This is a genomic window from Streptomyces sp. NPDC014861, from assembly GCF_043081625.1.
GTDB lineage: Bacteria > Actinomycetota > Actinomycetes > Streptomycetales > Streptomycetaceae > Streptomyces.
Window position 1 is genome coordinate 1 of the sequence record NZ_JBIBWV010000046.1, and the last position, 5,944, is coordinate 5,944.

Consider the following 5,944-nt stretch of genomic DNA (forward strand, 5'->3'; position numbering starts at 1 on the left):
GCGCGGTTGTGGTCGTTGATCGGGCTGACGCCGCCGAAGAGGAAGTAGTGCTGCCCCACTTCCTTGAGCCGCTCCTTGGGGATGCCGCGGCCGCGCGTCACGTTCTCCAGGAACGGGACGACGTCGTCCGGGCCCTCGGGCCGCCGAAGGAGAGCAGCGGCAGGGCGTCGTACGGGGCGGGATCGTGCAGATCGGACATCGGGGGTCCCTGGGAAGAAGTGCGCGGCTGACGAAGGTGCTTCTCGTCCGGCACCGGCCCGGATGCGGTGGTCCACGTACGGGTGAGTCCGCACGCGCGCCCGCGCCGGGGCCGCTCCGCTGCCGGTCGCCCGCGCGGCCGTGGCCCAGGGACTCGCGGGGTCCGGTGCATCCGGGGGCGGGACGCGCGCCGAATGCCGTGCACCCGACACCCGCGAGGAGCATCCAGCACATGCGTCGAACCCCTGCCGTAGGGCGTGTCTCCGCCGCACTTCTGGCGACCGCCGCCGTCATGGCGCTCGCCCCCGCCGCACCTGCGAGCGCGCTCGGCGCGCACCGGTCTGACCGGGTCGTGGACCTGACCCGATACGCCGGGACGTGGCTCCAGTTGGCCGCGGTTCCCCAGCTGTTCGAGATCCAGTGCGCCAAGAACGTCGAAGCCGTGTACGGCGCGACGGAGCGCGGCACGGTCTCCGTCACCAACAGCTGCATCACCTGGCTCGGCACCCGCAGCCGGGTGCACGGCGAGGCCCTCCCGCTCGACGGGACGAACACCCGGCTCAACGTCTCCTTCGTCCCCGGGAACGACGGATACCGGCACGGCGCCGACGCGAACTACGTCGTCGCCGGCCTGGACCACGCGTACGGGTGGGCCGTCGTGACCAACGAGGAGCGAACCTCCGGGTTCGTCCTGTCCCGCACCCCCCGGCTCGATCCGGTGCGGACCGCCGAGGTCCGCGACGCGATCCGGCGTGCCGGGCTCGATCCGCGCGACTTCCGGACGACCCGTCAGGACGGCGGCGACCCCGCCTGGAGTGTCGAGCCGTGACGAGATCCGCCGCCGCCCGGCGACGTCGATCCCCGCGGGAGCGGGGACTGGGGTATTGGTGGGCATTCCGGGGACGGACCCCGCCGTTCCGCGGGTGACGACCGGGACGGTGTCGGCGCGACCGAGAGGAGACGGGATTCATGCGGTGCGACGTGGTCATCATCGGAGCGGGGGCGGCCGGCCTCTCCCTGGCCTGGCGCCTTCTCGCCCCTCCGCCCGGCGCACCCGTCCCGGACGTCGTCCTGATCGACGCGCCCTCGGGCCCCCTGCGCCCGCCCCCGCGGACCTGGTGCTACTGGGAGGAGGGGGCCGGCCCGTACGATGCCTGGCTGACGTCGTCGTGGCGCCGGGTGAGACTGCACGAGGCCGGCGGGCACCCCATCCACCGTGACCTGGGCGGGCTGCGCTACAAGATGCTGACGTCCGAGTCCTTCTCCCGGGGACTGCGCCCGCTCCTGCGCGGGCTGCGCCGGATCGAGGCCACCGCCGAAGGCGTCGACGACCGGCCCGACCGCGCCACCGTCACCTGCCGGTCCGCCGACGGTGCCCGGTTCCGGGTCCGCGCACGCTGGGCCTTCGACACCCGGCCCCCGGTGCCGGCGCCGAAAGCCCGCGTGCGTCTCGTCCAGCACTTCAAGGGCTGGTTCCTGCGCACCCGACGCCCCGCCTTCGCGCCGGACGCCGTCGACCTCATGGACTTCCGGACGCCGCAACCACCGCGAGGCCTCTCCTTCGGCTACGTGCTGCCGCTCTCCCGGCACGAAGCCCTCGTCGAGTACACGGAGTTCGGCCCGGAGCCCCTGGCCGACGGGGAGTACGACGCCGCCCTGCGCCACTACACGGGGTCCCTCCTCGGCCTGGGCGACTTCGAGGTGCGCGCGGTGGAGCGCGGGCGTATCCCGATGACGGACGCCCGCTTCCCCCGGCGGGCGGGCCTGAGCACCTTCCGGCTCGGCGGTGCGGGCGGCGCCGTGCGGCCCTCCACCGGATACGCCTTCGCCGCCATCCAGCGGCAGACGCGCGCCGTGGCAGCCCTCGTGCACACGGGCCGGGAACCCCTTCCCCCGCCCGCCTACCCCCGGCGCGCCCTCGCGATGGACGCGATCCTCCTGCGAGGCGTCGACACCGGAAGGATCTCCGGACCCGACTTCTTCACGCGTCTGTTCGCCGAGGTCCCCGTCGACACGCTCCTGCGGTTCCTCGACGGCGGGACGCGCCCGTCGGAGGAGTTCCGCATCGGCCTGCACACCCCCGTCCTCCCCATGCTCCGCACGACCGCCGAACTGCCCTTCCTCTCCCGCCGGCGCTGAACCGGCGCCCCCTCACGAGAGCGAGCCCACGCGATGCGCCCCACCCGCCACGCCAGTGCCCCACGCGGCCGCGACCGCAGAGCGGTCGTCGTGCCCGCCGCGCCGGGGCTCGGCCGGACGCCCGCCGGCCCACGTCCCACCTGCGCCGTCGTCGGCGGAGGGATCGCCGGGATCGCGGCGGCCACGATCCTCGCCGAGCGCGGCGTCGACGTCACGCTCTACGAGCGGCAGCCCGCCCTGGGCGGCCGGCTGGCCGGCTGGCCGGACCGGCTCAACGACGGCTCGGCCGTGACGATGAGCCGCGGATTCCACGCGTTCTTCCGTCAGTACTACAACCTGCGCGGACTGCTGCGCCGTATCGACCCCTCCCTGGAGCGGCTGACCGGCCTTCCCGACTACCCGCTGCGGCACGGCTCCGGCCTCCACGACAGTTTCGCGCGGGTGCCGCGCACCCCGCCCTGGAGCGCCCTCGGATTCGTGGCCCTCAGCCCGAGCTTCGGCTGGCGCGACCTCGGCCGGATGAACGCCCCGGCCGCACTCCCCCTGCTCGACGTCCGCGTCGACGACGTCTACCGGCGGTACGACACCGTCAGCGCGCGGGACTTCCTCGACGACATCCGGTTCCCGCCGGCCGCGCAGCACCTCGCCTTCGAGGTCTTCTCCCGCAGCTTCTTCGCCGACCCCGGAGAACTGTCCGCCGCGGAGCTCGTGCTGATGTTCCACATCTACTTCCTGGGCTCGTCCGAGGGACTGCTCTTCGACGTGCCGAACGAGCCCTACCCCCAGGCACTGTGGGACCCCCTCGCGGCCTACCTGCGCGGCCACGGGGTCCGCATCCTGACCGACACCGCCGTCCGGGAGATCGTCCCCGCCCCGGACGGCGGCCACGTGGTCTTCTCCACCGACGGCTCCGAGCACGCCGACGCCCTCGTGCTCGCGGCCGACACCGCGGGTCTCCAGGGGATCGTCTCCGCGTCCCCGGCCCTCTGCGACGCGTCCTGGCGCGCCCGGATCGGCGCGCTCCGCACCGCGCCGCCCTTCCTCGTTTCCCGTCTGTGGCTCGACCGGCCCGTGAACCCGGGGCGCCCCGGCTTCCTCGGGACCAGCGGGTACGGCCCCCTCGACAACATCAGCGTGCTCGACCGCTGGGAGGGCGAAGCCGCTCGCTGGGCCACCCGCACCGGCGGCTCGGTCGTCGAACTGCACGCCTACGCCCTCGATCCGGCGACGGATCCCCGTGGACTCTCCCGCGAACTGACGGCACAACTGCACCGCGTCTGGCCGGAGACCCGTGCCGCGGCCGTCGTCGACGAGCGGCACGAGTTCCGCTCCGACTGCCCGCTCTTCGATGTCGGCGGTCATCGCAACCGCCCCACCGTGCACACCTCCGACCCGACCGTCACGGTCGCCGGAGACCTGGTCCGTACCGAGCACCCCGTGGCCCTCATGGAACGGGCGGCCACCACGGGCTTCCTCGCCGCCAACGCCCACCTCCGCCGGTGGGGTCTGCGCGGCCAGACGCTGTGGACCGTTCCCACCGCCGGGCGCTCCGCGGCGCTGAGGTTCCTCGCCCGCGCGGCCCCCGGATCCACGGTCTGACACCCCGCGCGTTCCGGGCCGTGGCGAGGCCCGGACGCCGCTCTCCCGTCCGGCCCGAGCCGAAAGGACGTGCGCCCTGGAGTACGCGGTGCGACGAAGCCCCCAGGGCCGGTGGGCGTCCTGGGGGCTTCGTCGACAGCGGCTCTGCCGCCGGTCAGCGGCCGAGGACTTCCTCGATCTTGGCGGCCACGTGCTGGGCCTGGAGGTCGCGGCCCTTCTCGTTGGGGTGCCCGTACCAGGGGAGGGGCTGGCCGATCTCGAGCTTGGAGTCCTCCAGCAGGCCGCCGATACCGCGGTCGGCGCCATCGCACGCGGTGTTGCTGCCGGTCCGGTCGTAGAGGTCCACGAAGTCGGCGCCGTCATCGGCGGCGGCCTTCTTCATGATGTCGTTCAGCCGCTTCTGGACCTGGTCCAGGACCGGCAGTGCGTCCGTGGGGATGTCGGCGAAAGGCAGTTCCGTCTGCCCGGGAGCCGCGGTCGAGCACTTGGTGGTGTCCTGGGGCACGAGCCGGGGATAGCCGACCAGGACCCGCTCGGCGTCCGGCGAGTGGTAGCTCATGCGCAGGAGCGCCTCCTCCAGGTCCCCTTCCACCCGCTGGAACTGGTAGTCCAGCCACTCCTTTCCGTCTCCCGACTCGAAGAAGGACTTGCACTCGCCCGCCGGTTCGTCCGGGTCCACCGGCGAGCCCGGCAGCAGCACTCCCTCGTCGCCCCGGAGCTTGGCCGAGCACTGCTTGAGGATGTTGGTGAAGCCCACCGTGTTGCCGCCCAGCCCGCCCACGACCAGCTGGGTGTCGTCCTTGAGCGCGTCCTGCTGCGCCGGAGCGCTCGCGCCGCCGAGCAGCTGCTGCTCCCTCCAGAAGTGCTCGACGAGCGCGCCCCCGCAGGAGACGTCCGCCTGGACGTCGAGAGTGATGCCGCTGGTGGCCAGGCGCTTGGCTGCGACGGCGGGGTAGTTCTGCGTGGCCTGGAAGCAGAAGAGCTTTTCGTTGTCCTGGTGGTTGATGGGGGCGATGCCGTAGTTGGCGGTGTACGAGTCGCCGAAGAACACGGTCTTCACCGGGTCGGCCGGTGCCGCGCCGGCGGGTGCCGTCGGGCCGGCGAGTGCCAGGCAGCTGCCCAGTGCGATGACTGCGGCGGCCAGCCGCCGCGTCGGGGGAGTGGTCGTCTTGCGCATGGCCGAAGACATGGCTGTGCCCTTCGTCGGGTTCTGCGGGAAAAGGGAGAGGACAACGGTGTGACGCGAAGCATTCACTCATAAGCGGAGGGTGATGATCCAGTTGTGGTGGGGCGCAACCGGGCGATCTTGGCCAGCCTTGTCGTGCCGGCTCCTCCATGCCTGCTCAGCCCGCCTGTCCGAGGTGAAGCGGCTGACGCGATTCAGAACGATCACAACCCGAACGAGGAAGAAGGGTGCGATCTCGGCGTGAGCCGGCATCGACACACAGTCACACCTGTCGCACGGGTGAGCGGCCCTCGCGGACGCGTCCACGTGGTGACGTGAGGATGCGGGTCGAACCGGCCAGAACTCCGCCTGGTCCGGGGAAGGTGCGCGTCCCACCCTGAGGGCCGGATGGGCAGAGGTCGAGGAACCTCACGGCCACTGCTGGATCGCCGCGACACGGACGGCCGCCTCGAAGCTGACCGCGAGCTTGTCGAAGCGAGTCGCCACCGCGCGATGCCGCTTGGGACGCCTGATCCCGCACTCGACGGCGTGGCGGGCCTCGCCGTCCTGGAAGTCGAAGACGGGCGGGCGGCCACCCGCGCGGTCATGACGTCCGCGGTCGCGGACCTGGTCGGCCGGCTCCGGCCCGGTGCACCCGATCCCTCGTTTGCGCCGGGCCCGCACTCCCCACCACTGCCCTCGCCCGAACAGTCCGTACGCCGTCACCGGAAGACGGACTCGGAGCACCGCCTAGTAGTGCTTTGTTAGGTGGTCTTGTCACGGCTTGTGTTCGGTAGTTCGCTGGCCGTATGAGGGCTGGGGAACTTGCTGGGGTGCGGGTCC

At 72.4% G+C, this 5,944-nt stretch carries 5 protein-coding genes and 1 pseudogene; 3 read left to right on the forward strand and 3 right to left on the reverse strand.

What is annotated here, in order from left to right; translation table 11 throughout:
- Positions 1-199 (reverse strand): annotated as a pseudogene (locus ACF1BN_RS37720) (ferrochelatase); the annotation flags it as partial.
- Between the two features lie 231 nt (positions 200-430).
- Here ACF1BN_RS37720 and ACF1BN_RS37725 point away from each other — a divergent pair.
- The 3 genes from ACF1BN_RS37725 (at position 431) to ACF1BN_RS37735 (ending at position 3,936) form a co-directional block, all read left to right on the forward strand.
- Positions 431-1,027, forward strand: a complete 597-nt coding sequence (locus ACF1BN_RS37725) for a lipocalin family protein (RefSeq protein WP_392336124.1) — start codon at positions 431-433, stop codon at positions 1,025-1,027.
- Between the two features lie 140 nt (positions 1,028-1,167).
- Positions 1,168-2,337, forward strand: coding sequence for a lycopene cyclase family protein (locus ACF1BN_RS37730; protein ID WP_392336125.1), 1,170 nt, complete (start codon positions 1,168-1,170; stop codon positions 2,335-2,337).
- Between the two features lie 33 nt (positions 2,338-2,370).
- Positions 2,371-3,936, forward strand: a complete 1,566-nt coding sequence (locus ACF1BN_RS37735; RefSeq protein WP_392336126.1) for an FAD-dependent oxidoreductase — start codon at positions 2,371-2,373, stop codon at positions 3,934-3,936.
- A gap of 154 nt (positions 3,937-4,090) precedes the next feature.
- Here the strand turns inward: ACF1BN_RS37735 and ACF1BN_RS37740 are convergent, their stop codons facing one another.
- Together ACF1BN_RS37740 and ACF1BN_RS37745 are read right to left on the reverse strand one after the other, a co-directional pair.
- On the reverse strand, positions 4,091-5,125 hold the full coding sequence (locus tag ACF1BN_RS37740; protein WP_392336127.1) for an SGNH/GDSL hydrolase family protein: 1,035 nt from the start codon (positions 5,123-5,125) through the stop codon (positions 4,091-4,093).
- A 405-nt stretch (positions 5,126-5,530) separates the two neighbouring features.
- Positions 5,531-5,827, reverse strand: a complete 297-nt coding sequence (locus tag ACF1BN_RS37745) for a hypothetical protein (RefSeq protein WP_392336128.1) — start codon at positions 5,825-5,827, stop codon at positions 5,531-5,533.
- Positions 5,828-5,944: the final 117 nt, after the last annotated feature.